The following is a 17,370-nucleotide window of genomic DNA, read 5'->3' as shown; positions in this document are numbered from 1 at the left end:
TCGCCTCGTGCCCAAGCTGACACGAACGTCGGCCGTCCTCGCGGCGGCGCTGGCGCTGCTGTTGGCCTCGTGCGGCACGCGGCTGCCCGACAGCGCGTTCCGCGATTCGGCACAACCCGTCAGCGCCGGCGCGCGCCGCGACGCGACCGGCACCGATGCTGGCGGCGACTCGCTCGACAACGGCGGGACGACCGACACGACGGCGGCGAGCGGCGTCGACACCGGCTCGAACACCGGTCGGTCGAGCAGCGGCAGCGGCGGCGGGCCGAGCGCGCCGGGCGACAGCGCCCCGAACCGGGCGTCGGACACCGGCGTCACCGACACGACGATCACCATCGGCAACATCACGGCGGAGAACGGCGTCTTAGGTGATGCGTTCGCGCCGGCGGTGCGCGGCGTACGCGCCTGGGTCGCCTACACCAACGCCCACGGCGGCATCCACGGTCGCCAGGTCGTGCTCAAGACATGCGACGACCGCGAGGATCGCAACCGCGACCTGGCGTGCGCGCAGCAACTCGTCGAGCGGGACAAGGTGTTCGCGCTCATCGGCGTCAACAGCCGCGCCTTCGGGGGCGCGGCGCAGTACCTCGCCGATCACCAGATCCCGGTGCTCGGCTTTCCGATCACCAACAGCCTCTACCGCTACCCGACCATGTTCAGCATCTACCGCAACGGCTACGCCCGCGACGGCAAGACCGTCGGCTACAACGGCAACCTCGTCTACACGTCGGGCTGGATGCGCTGGTTCCACAAGACGCTCAACCTCACGAAGGCGGCGGTGTTCACCTACGACATCGACGAGTCGAAGCAGGCGGGCGACCTGTTCAAGAAGGGCATGGAGCTCGAAGGCATGCAGGTGACCGAGTACACCGTGTCATTCGCCGCGCCGAGCTTCGACCAGGACGTCGCCGATATGCAGCGCAACGGCACCGAGATGATCGTCGACTCGATGGACGACGGTGCTAACAAGAAGTTGTGCGACGCCATGGCCCGGCGCAAGTTCTCGGTCAAGGCGAAGGTGTCCACTGTCGTCGTGATGAGCGACAAGGTCGGTACCGACTACAACGACACGTGCCGCAACTCGGTGTACGTGCCGGGCTTCACGCTCGACTACGACGACCCGTCGAATCCCGAGATCGTCAAGTTCCGCGACGCCTTCCACCGCTACCAGCCGAACCTGCCGCTGCATCAGTGGGCGCTCGAGGCGTGGCTGCAAGCCGACCTGGCGGCGGAGTACCTCAACACGTCCGCGCCGACGCGCACCGGGCTCGTGAAGTACCTCGACGACGTGCGCAACTGGGACGGCCACGGCGTGCATTCTGGTCTCGACTGGGGCAAGTACGACCCGTCCTCCCCGCGTACCAAGGACTGCTTCACCATCGCCCACTGGCAGGACAGCGCCAAGGGATGGACCAACGCTTCCGGTAACTTCCCCGACTGCTACCCCGACGCCTACCAGTACCAGGCGCCCGCCCTCGAGCAGGGCAACTAGCCGGTCAGTTCGCGGCGACGGGCTGGCGAATCAGCGTCTTCAACTTCTCCGGAGCGGACCGGCGGGGGTCGCCCAGGTAGATCTCGTGATGTCGGCCGCGGCGATGGCGGCCCTGGTCGGCGATGAAGCTGTGCAGCGCGGCGATGGTCGGCTGCTCGGCCGAATACGGACCGACGTGCATGACCTGCGCCGAACTCGCCTTCGGCGAACCGCTCGACGCGCACGTGGTCGACCGGCAAATCGGGCTTCTTCGCCGCGGTCGCCGCCAGCACCTCGCCGAGCAGTCCGGGCGGTAGGTCTTCGGGGAGACGGATCATCATCGTCCAGGCCCAGGTGTCGGTGAACGTTGCTTCGAGCGGCGCGACGCGCTCGTTGCGCCCGGTCGCCTTCTTCAACGCGAAGTGCACGCCGTAGGCGACCGAGTACAGCGACTGGATGGCGAGAGCGAACGCCGGGGCGGTGTTCGGGTTGCCCTCACCGTCGATCATCGCGAAGGTGGCGTCAGGCACCTCCACCAGCTGCGGGGCGTTCGGGCGGGCTTTGTACAGCTGTTCGTGCGTTGTCACCTGGCCATGGTGAGGCGGAGGAACGACGTGGCACTAGGGGCGTTGGTCCCGGCTCAAGGCCCGGCGAAGATGGCGTCGCCGTTGGCCTCGGACCGCGCCGGCGCCGGCTCGCTGTAGCGGCCCGCTTCGTGACGGGCCACGACGAAGTGGTGCACCTCGTCGGGGCCGTCGGCGAGGCGCAGCGTGCGCTGGCTCGTGTACATCGCCGCGAGCGGCGTCCACTGCGACACGCCGGTGGCGCCGTGAATCTGGATCGCCTGGTCGATGATCTGGCACACCTTCTCGGGCACCATCGCCTTCACCGCGCTGACGTAGACGCGGGCTTCGGCGTTGCCGAGGATGTCCATCGCCTTGGCCGCCTTGAGCACCATGAGGCGGCAGGCGTCGAGTTCGATGCGGGCGCGCGACACCGTCTCCATGTTCTTGCCGAGACTGAGGATCGGCTTGCCGAACGCCTCGCGGAACTTGCCGCGGCGGATCATCAACTCGAGCGCCTTCTCGCCCTGACCGATGGCGCGCATGCAGTGATGGATGCGACCCGGACCGAGGCGCACCTGGCTGATCTCGAAGCCGCGGCCTTCACCGAGCAGCATGTTGGTGGCCGGTACGCGCACGTTGTCGAAGCGCAGGTGCATGTGACCGTGCGGCGCGTCGTCGTGACCGAACACGTGCATCGGACCGAGGATCTGCACGCCCGGCGTGTCCATCGGCACCAGGATCTGCGACTGCTGCTGGTAGGTCGCCGCGTCCGGGTTCGTCTTGCACATGACGATCATGATCTTGCAGCGGGGGTCGCCCGCTCCCGAAATGTAGTACTTCTCGCCGTTGAGGACGTACTCGTCGCCGTCACGCACCGCGGACAGCGACACGTTCTTCGCGTCCGAGCTGGCGAGGTCGGGCTCGGTCATGGCGTACGCCGAGCGGATCTCGCCGTTGAGCAACGGCTCGAGCCACTGCTTCTTCTGCTCCGGTGTGCCGACGCGCTCGAGCACCTCCATGTTGCCGGTGTCGGGCGCCGAGCAGTTCAACGACTCCGACCCGAGGGGGTACTTGCCCAACTCGACGGCGATGTAGGCGTAGTCGAGGTTCGACAAGCCGCCGACTTCGGAGTCGGGCAGGAAGAAATTCCACAGGCCGGCTTCCTTGGCCTTCGCCTTGGCGCCGTCGAGCAACTCGAGTTGGCCCGGGGCGAACTGCCACCGGTCGTGATGGTTTTCGCCGAGGGCGAAGAACTCGGCCTGCATCGGCGCCACCACGTCTTCGAGGAACGCGGTGACGCGGTCGAACAGCGGGCGCGCCGCCTCGCTCATGCGCAGGTCGAACAGTTCCGGCGGTTCAATCGGGGTGCTCATCGGGGCGAACCCTAGACCGTGTCCTCCGGCGCGGAGGATGGGCCGTTGTGCCCTGCCACCGACCGCCGTTGGTCGTCACCCTGAGGGCTCAGATGGACGAGCGGGAGGTGCGCGATGAGCGACGCGGGCGTATGTGAGAAGTGCGGCGCGGCCCCCGCCAAGCCGTATTCGTTCTGGTACGGGGCCAAGTCCGGACCGGACGAATACTCTCGTACGCCTTTCCGGTCGGGCACGTCGTCGGGTGTGCGCACGACGGTCACGACGCACTTCCGAATCGGCGGAACCGACACGGCGTTGCTGTGCCACGCCTGCGTGTTGCGCGGCCGCGAGTCAACGTCGGTGCGCAAGCTCCTCCGCGAGTTCTTCGCCGTCCCGCTCATCGCGTTCTTCTACGTCATGCTCACTATCGGCGTGGTCGCGATGTTGTGGAACACCGAGTTCGCGCGCGCCGCCGGATGGTTCGTCGCAGCGGTCGGGCTCGCCGCTGTCGTCTTCGCCGGCATATTCGCCTACAACGGCGACGACGACTGCGGCCAACACATGACCGTCGCGCAACACGAGGCGACGTTGCGTGGCCAGGGTTGGACGGAGTTCTGGACCGCCCGCGAGTACAAGAAGCTGCGACCGAGCCGGTAACCGCGTGCACGCCGTCCTGACCGGGATCGACTGGACCGCCGGCTTCATTGCCGTCGTGTCCGCTGGCGTCATCGTCGTCGGCGTGGCGCATGCGCTGATGCGGTTGACGGGATGGATCGTGGTTCACGTATCGGCACAACACGCGGCGGCCGATTCGCCGTCACGTCATCTCCTCGGCGTCCGCGCCGGTCCACGCAGCGACGAAGTGCAAGATTTCCGCAGCATCGGCGTCGGGCTCAGCCGTTCCCTGGTGCTCGGCCTCCAACTGCTGCTGGCGGCTGAGGTGGTGCACACCGTCGCGCTCGTGGAGTCGGCAACACTCACGAAGGCCGCCGCTTCCCCGCGTGACCTGTGGAACGGCGTCGGCATCATTGCCGCCACTGCTGTCCTGCGTGTCTTCCTGACGGAGTTCCTCGGCCTCGAGATCCGCCGCGTCGAGCGCGGTCAGCGCGCGGAGTGACCCGACCCGCGCACAGCCACGGCCAACTCTTTGGGCACTAGCGGCCCCCTAGGAACCACCACTGCCCAAAGAGGCGGCGGAGCGGAGCCGACGAAGCGTTCCCCATCGAGACCGCCACCGAGCCCGCACCCGGAACCGACGTGTCGAGTTGTGGCGCCCTCGGCCAGGCCGGCGTCGAGGCGACCACCAAGGTCACTTTGCAGCATGCGCTCGGCGATCGGGCGCTGCTCGACTACGGCGCCGTTCCCCACGCGCCGCCGTCCGGGTAACGAAACGACCCGCGTTACTTGGCGCCCTGGCCGTCGTCGACTTTGATGATGGTGCCGGTGACGAACTCGGAGGACGGGGCGCACAGGTACAGCAGCGTCGAGTCGAGTTGGGCGGGGTCGCCGAGACGCTTGCGGGGCGAGAACTTCTCGGCGAAGTTGCCGCCCATGCGCTCCATCATCCCGTCCATCATCTCGGAGGCGAACGCGCCGGGGGCGATGCCGTTCACGTTGATGTGGAACTTGGCCCACTCGACCGACAGCGCCTCGGTCATGCGGTTCACCGCCGCCTTGGTGATCGAGTACAGCGCGGCGCCGTCGCCGCTGTAGGAGAACGCGCCGACCGACGAGATGTTCACGATGCGACCCGGCAGCTTCGCCTCGATGAGACGACGCGCCACCTCGCACGACAGCAGGTAGGGGGCGCGCACGTTGGTGTCGAGCACTCGGTCGATCAATTCGAGCGACATCTTGGTGGCGCGCGCCGCGTCGGGGATGCCGGCGTTGTTGACAAGGATCGTCACGGTGCCGAACGCGGCTTCGGCGTCGTCGACGGCGCGCACGATGTTGTCGGCGTCGGTCACGTCGAGGACGGTCGAGGCTGCCGCGTGCCCGCGCCCGTTGATGAGGCCCACGAGTTCGTCGAGACGATCGGCACGCCTTCCCGCGGCGACGACCTGCGCGCCGGCGGCCGCGAGGGTCTGGGCAAACCGGTGGCCGAGGCCCGACGTGGCGCCCGTCACGAGCGCGACCTGCCCGGTCAGGTCAGCGTTGTTGTTGGGCAGCGGGAAAGTCATGCACCGAACCTAGCTATTCGCCGATGGCACACACGTGGCCGCCGGTGACGCGCACGAGGTCGTCGGGCGCGATGGCGAACACGTCGGTCCAGGTGCCGGCGGCGGCCCATACCTCGTCGAAGCGCAATAGCGATTCGTCGACGTAGATCGGCAGGTCGTGCCCGAGGGGCGGCACACCGCCGATGGGAAAGCTGGTGGCGGCGCGCACGGCGTCGGCATCGGCGCGGCGCACCTTGCCCCCGCCGCACGCGGCGGAGAACCTCTTCTCGTCGAGGCGGCGGTCGCCCGCCACGAGCGCCATCGTCGGCTGATCGTCGACGAGAAAGACGAGCGACTTCACGATCTGGCCGACGTCGACGCCGATGGCGTTGGCCGCGTCGACGGCGGTCTTCGTGCCTTCGGGAAACGAGCGCACGTCGATCGACAGCCCCTTGGCCGCGGCGGCGTCGACGACGGTCTTGACGTTGCGGTGCATCGCGCCAGTTTGCTCGCCGCAGTAGACAGGCGCCGGTGAGTAACGCGTTGGTGGTCGTGCGCCACGGCGAGACGGAATGGTCGGCGACGGGCCGGCACACGAGCACGACCGACGTCCCGCTCACCGACACCGGCCGCACCCAAGCACAAGCGCTTGCACCGGTGCTCGCGGCGCGCCGCTTCGCCGAAGTCCTCACCAGCCCGCGGCGCCGCGCCGTGGAGACCGCCGGCCTCGCCGGCTTCGGCGACGCCGCCGTCGATGACGACCTCGTCGAGTGGGACTACGGCGCCTACGAAGGCCGCACCACCGCCGACATCCGCGTCGAGGCGCCGCAGTGGAACGTCTGGGACGACGGCGCGCCCAGCGGTGAGCCCGCCGCGCGCATCGCGGCGCGCGCCGATCGCATCGTCGCCCGCGCCCGCAGCGCCGCCGGCGACGTCGTCGTGTTCTCGCACGCTCACTTCCTGCGCGTGCTGGCGGCGCGCTGGCTCGGCCTCGACGTCGCCTTCGGCCGCTACTTGTTCCTCGACGCCGGCAGCGTCGGCGAACTCGGGTGGGAACGCGAGCAGCCCGTCGTGCGCTCGTGGAATCACACGCCCGCCGCCCTACTGTGACCCGCATGGTTTCGGAACTGTTCGACCCCGCGGCGTGGGACGAAGTCCCCGGCTTCGCCTTCGAGGACATCACGTATCACCGCGCGAAGGACCAAGGCACGGTGCGCGTGGCGTTCAACCGACCCGAGGTGCGCAACGCCTTCCGGCCCAAGAGCGTCGACGAGCTCTACACCGCTCTCGAACACGCCCGGCAGCAGACCGACGTCGGCTGCGTGTTGTTGACCGGCAACGGCCCGTCACCCAAAGACGGCGGCTGGGCGTTCTGCTCGGGCGGCGACCAACGCATCCGCGGTAAGGACGGCTACAAGTACGCCGAGGGCGACACGGCCGAGACGGTCGACCCCGGCAAGCTCGGCCGCCTCCACATCCTCGAAGTGCAACGCCTGATTCGTTTCATGCCGAAGATCGTGATCTGCGTCGTGCCCGGCTGGGCAGCCGGCGGCGGCCACAGCCTCCACGTGGTCTCCGACCTCACCATCGCGTCGCGGGAGCACGCCCGCTTCAAGCAGACCGATGCGGATGTCGCGTCGTTCGACGGCGGCTTCGGCTCGGCGTACCTGGCGCGCCAGGTCGGCCAGAAGTTCGCGCGGGAGATCTTCTTCCTCGGCCAGGAGTACTCCGCCGAGGAGATGTTCCACATGGGCGCGGTCAACAAGGTCGTCGACCACGCCGACCTCGAGAAGGTGGCCCTCGAGTGGAGCGCCCTCATTAACGGCAAGAGCCCGATGGCCCAGCGCATGTTGAAGTACTCGTTCAACCTCATCGACGACGGCCTCGTCGGCCAGCAGGTGCTGCTGGGCGAGACGACCCGCCTGGCGTACATGACCGAGGAAGCCGCCGAGGGTCGCGACGCGTTCTTGGAGAAGCGGGCGCCCGACTGGTCGCCCTTCCCCTGGCGTTACTGAGCTAACCCGCACCCAACCCGTACGCGGATTGTGCCCGGGACGGGCACAATCCGCGAACCGGTTGCGGGTTCTACTAGAACACACGGCGAACAAGGGGAGAAACTCATGAAACGAGCGACAACCATCGTTGCCGTCGTAACCGCCCTCGCACTCGCGATGTCCGCGTGCGGGAAGTCCGACGACAACAAGGCCGCCACCACGACCACGAACGGCAAAGCCCCGACGAAGGTCAACGTGCAGGCGGGCGTAAACGACCCTAAGGACCGCAACATCGCGGTGCTGGCGTTCCTGCCCGCGTCGGTCACCGTGAAGGCGGGTTCGTCGATCGAATGGAAGGTGCCCGGCCCCGAGCCGCACAGCATCACGTTCCTGCCGACGGGGCAGACGCCGCCGCCGCCGAGCGATCCGGCGAACGCCGCCCTGCGCGCCAAGTCCACGACAGGCGCCTACGACGGCAGCCAGACCTTCAGCTCGGAGCTGATTCCCCAGGGACCGGATCCGGCGACCTACTCGGTGTCGTTCCCCAAGGAGGGCACCTTCACCTACCAGTGCCTCATCCATCCGGGCATGACGGGCACGGTCAAGGTCGTCGCCGACGACGCGTCGGCCGAGCAGCAGTCGGCGATCAACAAGCGGGCCATCACCGAGGAGCAGCAGTGGCTCGCCGAAGGCCGCGCCGCCAAGAAGAAGCTGACCGACACCCCGCTGCAGAAGACGGCCAACGCGGACGGCTCGACCACCTGGACCATCGAGATGGGCGTCGACACACAGCACACATCGGTCCTCGCGTTCCAGCCGGCGAGCGCCGACATCAAGGCGGGCGACAAGGTGACGTTCATCAACAACTCCGCAGCGCCGCACACCGCGAGCTTCAAGGGATCGGGAACGCTGCCGCAGAACCCCGAGTCGACCGAGGCCCAAACGCCGTCGCCGGGTCCGAGCCCCCAGACGCTCACGGCGACGGGGACGTTCAACTCCGGACTGCTGCCACCCAACGTGCCGCCGGGTTCGGGGCCGCCGGCGGCGGCCCGCAGCTTCACCTTCAACGTCCCGGCGGCGGGTGAGTACAGCTACATCTGCATCTTCCACAGCCCGAGCGGCATGGGCGGCACGATCAAAGCCAGCTAGCGCACTACCGCATGCGTGAAAAGGGCCGGGCGTGTGCCCGGCCCTTTTCGCGGGTAGCCGCGAACCATGAGTGAGCCGCGACCCCCAGCGCCCGCACCGATCCCCGAGGACAACCTGCCCGGGCATCACCCCGAGGTGGAGCAGGACAAGCCGAAGGGTCCGCCGCCGAAGCGCAAGCTGCACCATCTCAAGCAGCCGCTGCGCCGCCGCGAGATGTTCGCCCTCACCAGCCACCTGTTCGGGGTGACCGACGAGAACGGCTACGTCGAGGTCGACGAAGACAAGCTCGAGATCCACTTCGGGCCGTGGCAACTCGAGACACCGCTGAGCAACATCGTGAGCGCCGAGGTGACCGGTCCCTTCGAGTGGTGGAAGGTGATCGGCCCACCCCACGTGTCGTTGCGCGACCGCGGCGTCACCTTCGCCACCACCAACCGTGGCGGCGTGTGCATCAAGTTCCGCGAACCGGTGAAGGCCGTCGACCCCGTCGGACTGCTCAAGCACCCGGGCGCGACAGTGACCGTCACCGAACCCGAGGCGCTCGTCGAGTTCCTCCAGGAGCGCGTCGCCGCCTAGTGATCAGATCCCGACGTTGGTGCCCACCGGCGTCTCGTCGATGATCTGGTCGAGGTACTCGGAGAGCCCCGCGCCCTTGAGGTCGCCGTAGGACCAGTGCGTCATGCCTTCGGTAATGCGGGTGACCATGCCCTCGCGACGGTTGCGCAGCGGGATGGTGGACCACACGTCGCCCTTCACGTCGTACACGTGGTCGTCGGTGGTGACGATGACGTGGTTGGCCGTGGGGAACCAGTCGGCGTCGTAGTCCGACGTCAGCTCGACCTTGCGGATCGGCACGGCGCGGTCGTCGCCGTAGCGGTCGAGGTCGTAGAGGAAGCCGTGGGCGCCGCGGGCGTCGGGGTCTTCCTCGTTGCCGGCGACGGTCAGCGCAAAGCCGAGCTTCGGGCCGAGGTTCACCGTCAGCCAGCGATACCAGTACACGTTCTGCCAGAAGCGCGGGCCCCACGAGTGGTCGCGCAGGCCGTACGCGTTGGTGAGGTTGAACGTCTGGTCGCCGACGACGATCGTGCCGGTGCTCTCCATGTGCTGCTCGGTATGGCCACGGGCGAACATCTTCTCGGGGTCGAGATCCGGCTTTTCTTCGCCCTCTTCCCATTCCGGCTCGCCGCCCCACGCCGGGCCGACGTTCTTCAGATGCAGGTCGATCGTGCACCCGACGAAGGGGTTGTTCTGGAACGCCTCGCGTGGGTTGGCCATCTCGCGGGGGTGCTTGAGCACGCACACGTGGCCGCCGTAGGTGATGCGGTGTTCCTCGTAGGGCTTGAGCACCTCGAACTTGAGGCCGCCGGCGTTGTGCTCGGTGTGGCCCTCGATCTTCGGCTTCTTGTAGATGAAGGCGACGGAGCCGTCGGGCAGGTACAGGCACACCGTGAGCTCCGCGTAGCCGCCGTCCTCGTTGGGCCGGTTGCCCATCCGCACCCAACCGCCCATGTTCAGCTTCTGGTCGAAGAAGTTGTAGTAGCGGCTCTCGTTGAAGTTCGACACGTCCTCCGGAGCGTGGAGATAGTCGTCTTCGAGTTCCCGTCGCATGCGCACCATGCGGCGCACCCTAGTCAGCGCGCTGGCTGAAACAACTCGACGAAATTGCCGGCGGGATCGATGGCGAGCACCTGCGCGCCACCGGGGCCGGTCACGATCTCGTTGCGAAAGCGCACGCCGGCAGCCTGCAGCCGCGCCACGTCCGCGGCGACGTCGTCGACGATCAGGTGGATGCGGTTCCACCCGCCGGGGACGGGCGTCTCGCCGTCGGCCATGGGTCGACCGGCCGAGCTCGCCGGGCCGCTCAGCAGCAGCCGCAGGTTCCCGCGCGTGACGTCGGCGAAGGCGGGCGACTGGATGCCGACGGTGAAGCCGAAGTGGGTCGTGTAGAAGTCGACCGCGGCGTTGACGTCGTCGACGAGGTAGCGGACGTTGACGGTGGTGTCGTTATCCATGGGTCGCTCCTAGGCGGGAGATGAGGTGGCGGATGCGCCCTTCGAGATCGTCGGCGACCGCCTCGAAGGCGGCGCGGTGGCCGTCGGCGGCGGGATCGGGAATGCTCCAGTGCGCCACCGCCCCGTCGCCGGGGAACTCGGGGCACACCTCGCGCACCTTGTCGCACAGCGTGACGACGGCGTCGAACGCGTCGCCGGTGAACCGGTCGAGATGCTTGGTGGCGTTACCCGAGATGTCGATGCCGCGGGCGGCCATCACGGCGACGGCGTGCGGGTGCAGCACTTTGGGCGCGCTGCCGGCGCTGCGAGCGACGATCGTGTGGTCGGAACGCTCGACGAGCAGTGCCTCGGCCATCTGCGAGCGCGCGCTGTTACCGGTACACAGGAACAGGACACGCGGCTTCGGGCCCCGGCCGCGCCTGGGAGCCGGGGGGATGATCCCGAGGCGCAGGCCGGGGTCGAGGGCGGCACCCGCGGCTTGGAGCACGGCGGCGCAGCGGTCGAGATCGACGCGGTAGTACGCGTCGCGGCCGTCGAAGGAACTGCGGCGCGACGACACGAGGCCGGCGGTGCGCAACTCACGCAGGTGGTACGAGACGAGGTTCTGGGGCTGGTCGAGAAGCCGGGTCAGTTCGCCGACGCGTCGATCACTCGCCGCGAGGTGGTGCAGCAGCTGCCAGCGGTTCGGATCGGCGATCACGGCGAGCTGCGTCGGCACCACGCTCCGGAGATTACATCAGTTGTAGCTGATATATCAAGGCCGTTTGATGGATCGCATGCGCGCTTCGGCGCGCTGCTCGGCCACCCGCTCGGGCAGCAGCCCTTCGGAGTCGGCCGCGGCGAGGACGTCGCGCGTCGTGTCGAAGATCGCTTCGGTCTTGGCGCGGGCGTCGGCCTCGGAATATCCGCAGATCTCGGCGCCCACCTGGATGATGCCCCCGGCGTTGGCCACGAAGTCGGGGACGTAGGCGATGTTGCGATCGGCGAGCAGCTGGGCGACGTCGGGTGTCGCCAGTTGGTTGTTGGCACCGCCGCACACGATGCGCGCCGAAAGCCGGCCGACGGAATCGACCGACAGCGAGCCGCCGAGGGCGCACGGCGCGAACACGTCCATCGGTTCGTCCAATAACGCGTCGGGCGCGACGACGTCCACGCCCGCCACGCGGGCAACGGCCGCGTCGTCTACATCCGTGATCACCACCGAAGCACCGTCTCCCAACAAGTGGGCGGCGAGGCGAGACCCCACCTTCCCGGCGCCTTCGATGGCGACGCGGCGCCCGGCGAGCGACGCCTCTCCCCACACGTGCGCCGCGGCGGCGCGCATGGCGGCAAACACGCCGACAGCGGTGAGGATCGAAGAGTCGCCGGCGCCGCCGTGGGATGGCGAACCTCCGGTGACGAAGTCGCACCGCTGCGCCAGCACGTCCATGTCCTCGACGTAGGTGCCGACGTCGCACGCCGTGTAGTAACGCCCGCCGAGCGACTGGAGGCAGTCGGCGTAGGCGAGCAGCAGCGCCTCGGTCTTGTCGCGCGCCGGGTCGCCGATGATGACGGCCTTGCCGCCGCCGAGGTCGAGCCCGGCGCACGCCGTCTTGTACGCCATTGCCTGCGACAGGTCGAGCACGTCGGCCAGCGCCGCGTCCTCGGACGCATACGGACGAAAGCGCGTGCCGCCGCACGAGGGCCCGAGCGCCGTCGAGTAGATGGCGACGATGGCGCGCAGGCCGACGGACGGCTCGTTGACGAAGACGACTTCCTCGTGACCGCGCAAACGGTCGAACACGCTCACGCCGAGAGTTCGCGGCACAGCGCCACGAACAGGTCGACGTGGGTGCGTACCCGCGCCGCGCCGTCGCCGCTGCGCCACCCCGTCTCCAAAGTGATCTCGGGGATGCCGCGGGCGGCGGCGAAGGCGTTGACCGCCTGCATCTTGAGCGTCGCCTCCCACACCCGCAGCACCGTGCGCTGGAACGGGCTCGACGCCGAGAGGCCCGGCGGCCGCAGCGGCAGACCGAAGTAGTCCTTGGTGGCGAGCGTGGTTCCGCCGGCCGCGAGTGCGTCGAGCAGCCGCCGCGCCAGATCACCGTCGACGTAGGGGTTGGCGAAGATGAACGCTGCGGCCTGGGGCCCTTCGTGCAACGAGAGCACGAAGTGCGGGTCGAAGTCGTCGAAGGCGGCGCGCACGACGCGTGCTTCTTCGGTGCGGAACTGCAGGAAGTCGCGGTTGATGTCGTAGCCGTCCGCGTTGAAGCGCGAGAACTCGGCGGCGCCGACGGGATTGGTGGGCGTGAGGACGCGCACCGCGACGGCGCCGGCGGGGTCGAAGCGGTCGAGGATCTCGGGGACCGACACGATGCCGGCCTGCTCGTTGCCATGGATGCCCGAGACGACCAGGAGTCGCTGCGGCGCGTCGACGTTGCGCGACGAGACGGAGAACATCGGCCGCGCCGTGTCGCGGTAGGCCAGGCGCGCCACCTCGACAACGTCGAAGCGATCACCGAAACCGGCGATCGTGAGCGCGAACGCATCGGGTTCGTAGCCGAGCGAGACGACGTCGAGATCGTCGTCGGACGCCGGGTAGTCGTAGGCGCGCTGCTTGAGGTGCAGGCGCACGAAGGCGCGGACTTCGTCGAGGCTCGGCACGCACCGCAGCGTACGTCCCCCGCTTTTGGTCCGTTTCAGCCACAAAGACCGTGGCTCAGACGGACCAAAAGCGTGGTTTACAGCAGCGAAGCGAGGTCGAGGTCGTCGACGGCGCGCGAGAACCGCTCGTTCATCTTGTCGATGAGCAGGCGCTGGCGCGGGTCGTCGAAGTCCATGCCGCGGCTGGCGACGATCGGGTACACGAGGCAGAACAGCGCCGCCTTGCGGTAGTCCTCCCACGCATCGGCGAGGTCGTCGGCGGCCACGCCGGCCGACCGCAGGCCGTCGACCCAGCGGTCGAACAGCGCACGCTCGCTGGCCGCGGCGACGTGCGGTTCGAGCGTCTGGGTGATCATGTAGGCGAGGTCGTAGGCGCCGACGCCCGAGCCGATGAGTTGGAAGTCGAGCAGCGCCACGCTGTCGTCGCCGTCGAAGAGAATGTTGTCGCCGCGGTAGTCGCCGTGCAGCATCGTGTTGGGACCGCGGCTCAGGTCGGCGAGCAACTGCGGCATCGCCGCGGTCCACTTGGGCCCGACACGCTCGATGGCGGGCGCCAGGTCCATGGCGCCGGTGACCTTTTGCCACCCCTCCTCGAACACCAGCGGCAGGATCGCCGGATAGATCGGGTCGCCGAGGCTGACAGTGTCGCCGGCGGCCGCCAGCGCGTCACCCTGACGCCACCACTTCGCGTGCCAGCGTGCCAGCGTGTCGACGGCGCGCTCGGCGTCTTCGAGCAGCATCCCAACGGTCTGGTCGACGATGCGCATGGACCCCATGTCTTCCATCACGACGACGAACTGGCTCGTCTCCTGGTCGACACCGGCGAAGTAGGCGTGCGGCACGCGCACCGGCGCGTCGACCGCCAGCTTGGTGAAGAACGTGACCTCGCGGATGTACATGCGCAGGATCGTCGACGTGAACACCGCCGCCTCGTCGAGCGCTGGCAGCTTCACCACGATCGACGGCGGGCAGCCCTCGCCTTCGAGGGTGACACGGTACAGCGCACTGCTCACGCCGATCCCCGCGCCGATCTGCTCCGCCTTGCTGCTGGTGATATCGAGGCCCGTGGCGGCGGACAACCACTGCGCCGTGACGTCGTCGATGGTGGTCGGAAGTGTCAGCCCGTCGCTCATGCGGTAATCCTGACGCATGAGCGAAGAGCCTGACGAGGTTCGCGACGGCGTCGCACTGACCAACCTCGACCATCCGCTCTTCGACGGCGCGGACGCCACCAAACGCGACCTGATCGACTACCTCGACCGTGTCGCCGACCGCTTCGTGCCGGTGCTGTTCGACCGACCGCTGTCAGTGATCCGCGTGCACCGCGGTCAAGACGCGTTCATGCAGAAGAACGTGCCGAAGTACGCGCCCGAGTGGATCAAGCGCGTGTCGTTTTGGGCCGAGACGTCCAAGCGCGACGTCGCCTACGCGCTGTGCAACGACCGCCGCACGCTGCTGTGGTTCGGCAACCAGCGCGCCGTCGAGTACCACCCGACCCTCGTCCGCATGGACGCACCCCAAGACGCCACCCACCTCGTGCTCGACCTCGATCCCCCACCCGATGCGGGTTTTGCCGCGGCCGTGCGCGCCGCCCACGTCGTCCGCGCCGTGCTCGACGACGCCGGGCTGGCGGCGATCGTCAAGACCAGCGGGGCGAAGGGCGTGCACGTGTACGTGCCGTTGACCGCTGGCACGTCGGTGTGGGACGCGGCGCACGCCACCCGCGCCCTGGCGGCGCGCACCACCGCGCTCGAGCCGTCGGTGACGACCGTGGCGTTCATGAAGGAAGACCGCGCCGGCAAGGTGTTCATCGACGCCACCCGCGCCGGTGGCGCGACCGTCGCCGCCGCCTACAGCCCGCGCGTGCGGCCGGGCACGCCGGTGTCGTGGCCCGTCGCCTGGGACGACCTCGACGCGGTGAGCCCGGCGGACTTCACCATTCGCACCGCGCCCGACGACGACCCGTGGACGCGCCTGCAACCGCCTCCACAGGCGTTGCCACGCGACCTCGTCGCCGAAGGCGAGGCGATCCCGAGCGCGCGCGTCGAGGCGATGCACGAAGGCAAGCGCCGCGCCCGCCGGGAGCGCTAGAGCGACAGGTCGGCCAGCCAGGTGGTGAACAAGTCGAACCACCGGTCCGACGGAAGGCCCTGGCGCAGCATGCCGAAGCCGTGGGCGCCGCGGCGGAAGTGGTGGACTTCCGACGGGCGGTCGGCGGCACTCCAGTCGTTGTGCAGACCTTCGACGATGCGCACGAGGATGTCGTCCTGGGCCACCGCAGTGAACAGCGGCGGAGCGTCGGCGGGCACGGCCGCGCCCTGTGTCTCGCCGCCGTAGATCGGTGCGATGTAGGCGACCTGATCAGAGCGCGGGTCGAGGGCGACGTCGACGATGAGGAAGGCACCGGCGGAGAAGCCGATCATGCCGAGCGTCTCGGCGCTGATGCCGAAGCGCTCGGCGTCCTTGCGCACGAGTTCGATGGCACGGCGGCCGTCGTCCGCGCACGCGGCGCGCGCCGCGAGGTACTGCGGCGACGAGATGAGGGTGCCGATGGCCGTCGGCTTGTCGCCGTGCCTCATCCCACCGGCGTGGATCGAGTCGAGCTTGCGCATCGTCGCCTCGAATTTCGCCTGATCGCGGCTCGTCGGCTGGAGCCGGTACTTGAGCACGAAGCACGTGTAGCCGAGCGCGTTCAGCGCCGCGGCGACGTCGGTGCCTTCATGCGTCCACGCGTTGATCGCCCACCCGCCACCGGGCACGACGATGACGCCGTGCCCGTTGGCGGCACCGGGCGCCGGCGCGTACACGTTGAGCCGCGCGTCGGAGATGTTGCGGATCATCATGGTGCCGTCCGCCAGACCCCAACTGACGACGTACTCGGTCTCGGTCGGCACGTTGTCGATCACGGTCGGCGGCCCGTCGGGCCACAGATGGATGACTTCAACGGGCTCGCTCGCGGCGCTCATGGCGCCAGCATGCCTTGCCGGGGCTGCCGCCGCCTAGGAGGCCGGCTGCTCGACGCGGCCGTCGACGTGTTGCGCGAACCGTTCACGCTCGCGCCCGTGGGTGGGGCCGTCCTCCGACCACGGCCAGCCGCCGAAGCCCGTCTCGCGGTAGTCGAGGAACGCCTGCTCGATCTCGTCGTGCGTGTTCATGACGAACGGGCCGTACTGGGCGACGGGTTCGGCGAGCGGGCGGCCCTGCAGCACGAGGATCTCGACCTCGCGCCCACCGGCGCCCAGCGCGATGGCCGCGGTGGCGTCGACGAGCACGCCGGTGTCGTTGCTCACGACGGTGCCGGCGACGTCGACGGTGTCGCCCTCGAACACGTAGAGCACGCGGGCCGTCTCGGGGCCACGCGCCCCCGGCAGCGTCCAGGTCGCGCCGGCGTCGAGGCGGATGTGGAGGATCGCGATATCGGCGTGCGGGCGCGCCGCGTAGGAGTCGGGGGGTGGCGGTGGCGCGATCTCGTCGCCGAGCTGGCCGGCGACGACGGTGATCTCCGCGCCGTCGGCACGCACGATCGGCATGTCGCCGTCCCAGAACATCGTGAAGTACGGGTCGACCATCTTGTCGGCGGACGGCAAGTTCAACCAGATCTGGAACAGCTCGAGCGGGTTCTTCTGCGTGCGGTCGCGCAGCGGGAACATCTCGGCGTGCACGATGCCGCGGCCCGCCGTCAGCCACTGCACGTCGCCGCGGCCGAAGCGCGCCGCCGCACCCAGCGAATCGGAGTGGTCGATCACGCCCTGGCGCACGAACGTGACTGTTTCGAAGCCGCGGTGCGGGTGCTGCGGGAAGCCGGGCACGACGAGGCCGTGGTACATGCTCCACCCGTCCTGGCCAGAGAAGTCCATGCCGAGTTCGCGATCGTCGACGGGTACCGCGGGGGCGAGCACGTCGTTGCCCGCCGGATAGTCGTCGTCGTGATGGGCGCAGAACAGGAACGGGTCGATCGTCGGCCAGCGGGGACCGAGTTCGACCGTCTCGCGCACAGGGCTCGTCGTCGTGTTCACAGGCCTCC

At 68.7% G+C, this 17,370-nt stretch carries 21 protein-coding genes; 9 read left to right on the top strand and 12 right to left on the bottom strand.

The window, feature by feature from the left end; genetic code table 11:
- Positions 1 to 7: 7 nt before the first annotated feature.
- The gene (locus VHC63_11680) at positions 8 to 1,492 is read left to right on the top strand and encodes an ABC transporter substrate-binding protein (protein HVV37256.1); all 1,485 of its coding nucleotides are present in this window, start codon (positions 8 to 10) and stop codon (positions 1,490 to 1,492) included.
- Here the strand turns inward: VHC63_11680 and VHC63_11675 are convergent.
- Together VHC63_11675 and VHC63_11670 are read right to left on the bottom strand one after the other, a co-directional pair.
- A complete protein-coding gene (locus tag VHC63_11675; GenBank protein ID HVV37255.1) occupies positions 1,489 to 2,058 on the bottom strand; it encodes a hypothetical protein in 570 nt (189 codons plus the stop codon). The genes VHC63_11680 and VHC63_11675 overlap by 4 nt on opposite strands.
- A gap of 53 nt (positions 2,059 to 2,111) precedes the next feature.
- Entirely contained in the window at positions 2,112 to 3,410 is a 1,299-nt protein-coding gene (locus tag VHC63_11670) for an acyl-CoA dehydrogenase family protein (protein ID HVV37254.1), read from the bottom strand.
- Positions 3,411 to 3,524: 114 nt separating this feature from the next.
- Here VHC63_11670 and VHC63_11665 point away from each other — a divergent pair, with 114 nt between their 5' ends.
- The 3 genes from VHC63_11665 (at position 3,525) to VHC63_11655 (ending at position 4,775) form a co-directional block, all read left to right on the top strand.
- Positions 3,525 to 4,046: a hypothetical protein gene (locus VHC63_11665; GenBank protein HVV37253.1), complete on the top strand. Its 522-nt coding sequence runs from the start codon at positions 3,525 to 3,527 to the stop codon at positions 4,044 to 4,046.
- Between the two features lie 4 nt (positions 4,047 to 4,050).
- Positions 4,051 to 4,506 (top strand): DUF1622 domain-containing protein, encoded by a 456-nt coding sequence (locus tag VHC63_11660; GenBank protein HVV37252.1) that lies wholly within the window; start codon positions 4,051 to 4,053, stop codon positions 4,504 to 4,506.
- Between the two features lie 140 nt (positions 4,507 to 4,646).
- A complete protein-coding gene (locus VHC63_11655) occupies positions 4,647 to 4,775 on the top strand; it encodes a hypothetical protein (protein ID HVV37251.1) in 129 nt (42 codons plus the stop codon).
- Positions 4,776 to 4,789: 14 nt separating this feature from the next.
- On the opposite strand, the gene VHC63_11650 is transcribed toward VHC63_11655, so the two are convergent.
- Together VHC63_11650 and VHC63_11645 are read right to left on the bottom strand one after the other, a co-directional pair.
- Entirely contained in the window at positions 4,790 to 5,569 is a 780-nt protein-coding gene (locus VHC63_11650; protein ID HVV37250.1) for an SDR family NAD(P)-dependent oxidoreductase, read from the bottom strand.
- 13 nt (positions 5,570 to 5,582) lie between these two features.
- On the bottom strand, positions 5,583 to 6,044 hold the full coding sequence (locus tag VHC63_11645) for a YbaK/EbsC family protein (GenBank protein HVV37249.1): 462 nt from the start codon (positions 6,042 to 6,044) through the stop codon (positions 5,583 to 5,585).
- A gap of 35 nt (positions 6,045 to 6,079) precedes the next feature.
- On the opposite strand from VHC63_11645, the gene VHC63_11640 reads away from it, so the two are divergent.
- The 4 genes from VHC63_11640 (at position 6,080) to VHC63_11625 (ending at position 9,267) form a co-directional block, all read left to right on the top strand.
- Positions 6,080 to 6,658 carry a histidine phosphatase family protein gene (locus tag VHC63_11640; GenBank protein HVV37248.1) on the top strand — a complete coding sequence of 193 codons (579 nt, stop codon included), beginning with the start codon at positions 6,080 to 6,082 and terminating at the stop codon, positions 6,656 to 6,658.
- Between the two features lie 5 nt (positions 6,659 to 6,663).
- Positions 6,664 to 7,563 carry a 1,4-dihydroxy-2-naphthoyl-CoA synthase gene (locus tag VHC63_11635; protein HVV37247.1) on the top strand — a complete coding sequence of 300 codons (900 nt, stop codon included), beginning with the start codon at positions 6,664 to 6,666 and terminating at the stop codon, positions 7,561 to 7,563.
- A gap of 105 nt (positions 7,564 to 7,668) precedes the next feature.
- On the top strand, positions 7,669 to 8,691 hold the full coding sequence (locus VHC63_11630; protein ID HVV37246.1) for a plastocyanin/azurin family copper-binding protein: 1,023 nt from the start codon (positions 7,669 to 7,671) through the stop codon (positions 8,689 to 8,691).
- Positions 8,692 to 8,757: 66 nt separating this feature from the next.
- Entirely contained in the window at positions 8,758 to 9,267 is a 510-nt protein-coding gene (locus VHC63_11625; GenBank protein ID HVV37245.1) for a hypothetical protein, read from the top strand.
- Positions 9,268 to 9,270: 3 nt separating this feature from the next.
- Here VHC63_11625 and VHC63_11620 read toward each other — a convergent pair whose 3' ends face one another.
- The 6 genes from VHC63_11620 to VHC63_11595 all read right to left on the bottom strand — a co-directional run bounded on the left by VHC63_11620 (position 9,271) and on the right by VHC63_11595 (position 14,479).
- On the bottom strand, positions 9,271 to 10,308 hold the full coding sequence (locus tag VHC63_11620) for a hypothetical protein (GenBank protein ID HVV37244.1): 1,038 nt from the start codon (positions 10,306 to 10,308) through the stop codon (positions 9,271 to 9,273).
- A 14-nt stretch (positions 10,309 to 10,322) separates the two neighbouring features.
- Positions 10,323 to 10,703, bottom strand: a complete 381-nt coding sequence (locus VHC63_11615) for a VOC family protein (GenBank protein HVV37243.1) — start codon at positions 10,701 to 10,703, stop codon at positions 10,323 to 10,325.
- A complete protein-coding gene (locus tag VHC63_11610; protein ID HVV37242.1) occupies positions 10,696 to 11,424 on the bottom strand; it encodes a metalloregulator ArsR/SmtB family transcription factor in 729 nt (242 codons plus the stop codon). The genes VHC63_11615 and VHC63_11610 overlap by 8 nt, the downstream gene beginning before the upstream one ends.
- A gap of 33 nt (positions 11,425 to 11,457) precedes the next feature.
- The gene (locus VHC63_11605; protein HVV37241.1) at positions 11,458 to 12,510 is read right to left on the bottom strand and encodes a Glu/Leu/Phe/Val dehydrogenase dimerization domain-containing protein; all 1,053 of its coding nucleotides are present in this window, start codon (positions 12,508 to 12,510) and stop codon (positions 11,458 to 11,460) included.
- Positions 12,489 to 13,346: a succinylglutamate desuccinylase/aspartoacylase family protein gene (locus VHC63_11600; protein HVV37240.1), complete on the bottom strand. Its 858-nt coding sequence runs from the start codon at positions 13,344 to 13,346 to the stop codon at positions 12,489 to 12,491. The genes VHC63_11605 and VHC63_11600 overlap by 22 nt, the downstream gene beginning before the upstream one ends.
- A gap of 77 nt (positions 13,347 to 13,423) precedes the next feature.
- Positions 13,424 to 14,479, bottom strand: coding sequence for a phosphotransferase (locus VHC63_11595; GenBank protein ID HVV37239.1), 1,056 nt, complete (start codon positions 14,477 to 14,479; stop codon positions 13,424 to 13,426).
- 16 nt (positions 14,480 to 14,495) lie between these two features.
- Between VHC63_11595 and ligD the strand changes: the two genes are divergently transcribed.
- Positions 14,496 to 15,437 carry a non-homologous end-joining DNA ligase gene (ligD, locus tag VHC63_11590; protein ID HVV37238.1) on the top strand — a complete coding sequence of 314 codons (942 nt, stop codon included), beginning with the start codon at positions 14,496 to 14,498 and terminating at the stop codon, positions 15,435 to 15,437.
- Here the strand turns inward: ligD and VHC63_11585 are convergent.
- Together VHC63_11585 and VHC63_11580 are read right to left on the bottom strand one after the other, a co-directional pair.
- A complete protein-coding gene (locus tag VHC63_11585; protein HVV37237.1) occupies positions 15,434 to 16,312 on the bottom strand; it encodes an alpha/beta hydrolase in 879 nt (292 codons plus the stop codon). The two genes, ligD and VHC63_11585, sit on opposite strands and share 4 nt — an antisense overlap.
- Positions 16,313 to 16,345: 33 nt before the next feature.
- Complete coding sequence (locus VHC63_11580; protein HVV37236.1) at positions 16,346 to 17,362, bottom strand: pirin family protein; 1,017 nt, start codon at positions 17,360 to 17,362, stop codon at positions 16,346 to 16,348.
- Positions 17,363 to 17,370 lie beyond the last annotated feature (8 nt).

The sequence above is a fragment of the Acidimicrobiales bacterium genome, from assembly GCA_035546775.1.
Lineage (GTDB): Bacteria > Actinomycetota > Acidimicrobiia > Acidimicrobiales > JACCXE01 > JACCXE01.
This window is presented reverse-complemented; position numbering and strand designations above follow the sequence as displayed.